Genomic DNA, 940 nt, shown 5'->3' with positions numbered 1-940 from the left:
GGCTCTGTTGAATCGCCATAAGGCGATGGAATTCACTGTTTCACTGCTCGTTTGATGTTGTAGACGATACACATCAGGGCGATCTCTCGAAACTCACGGAACCAGGTACGCGCTCGCACGGCGTAGCCGAGCGAGCGCTTGACGGCCGAATTCACGGTTTCGGTCATCGACCGCTGTGCGTAGAGATCCGCGTCGATTCGGGCGTTGTGGGCGTGGTCGTACGGTGCGCGGATGCAGTGCTTGATGAGCGGGCGGATCTCGAGCTCACGCAGCCGTTCGCGGAGAGCGGTCTTGTCGTAGCCTTTGTCTGCAGCGAGAGTCCGCAGATCGCCCGCATTCCGGCGGGCGATCTGCTCGCAGAGGTCGGCGTCACTTCCTTTGAGTGTGGTCGAGCAGTGAACATCGAGGACGGCTTGAGATTCTGTATCGACGAGCTTCGTGACTTTGAGCGTCTGCACGCGGTAGTTCGTGCGCTGGCAGTAGTGGCGGCTGGCGCGGTCTCGGTCGTAGAACGTGGCGTCGAGAGCGGCGTGTTCGGACGGATCGTGCAACTGCGCCGACTGGCGCAGTAGCACTCGACAGAGGCTCATCTCGATTCGGTCGAGTGCTTTACATAACGTCGACGGCGCAGGGAGATCGGTCGCGTCGAGGCCGATCTCCCCGGTTATTTGAGGCATTTCCTTCAGCAGATCGATGGTCATGCGGTAGGACGTATCGAGGTAAATCCGGAGACAATGCAGGGAAACGAGGGCGTAATCGGCGAATCCGCCGCCACCGTTCGGGGCGGCGGATTCGCTTCCATCGCCAGTAACTCTTTGTGCGACCAAGACGCATCGCTCGGTGAAGCGAGAGATTTGGGTCATGGACAACGCAAGTCTCTCGCTTCAATGCCTTTGATCTAGCGACCGATCCCGACGCCGTCTAGTGATTCAACAGAGCC

At 59.3% G+C, this 940-nt stretch carries 1 protein-coding gene; it reads right to left on the bottom strand.

Features of this window, described 5'->3' with window-relative positions:
* Window positions 1-32: 32 nt before the first annotated feature.
* Entirely contained in the window at window positions 33-863 is an 831-nt protein-coding gene (locus ACQUQO_RS18255) for an IS5 family transposase (RefSeq protein WP_435080081.1), read from the bottom strand.
* Window positions 864-940 lie beyond the last annotated feature (77 nt).

This window comes from Halococcus sp. AFM35 (assembly GCF_051195015.1).
Lineage (GTDB): Archaea > Halobacteriota > Halobacteria > Halobacteriales > Halococcaceae > Halococcus.
The sequence above is the reverse complement of the archived record's forward strand: the minus strand, read 5'-3'. Positions and strand labels throughout refer to the sequence as shown.

What these genes read in the sequence shown, in the direction of transcription:
- ACQUQO_RS18255 (WP_435080081.1), bottom strand. Translation starts at nt 863, where the DNA reads ATGACCCAAATCTCTCGCTTCACCGAGCGATGCGTCTTGGTCGCACAA.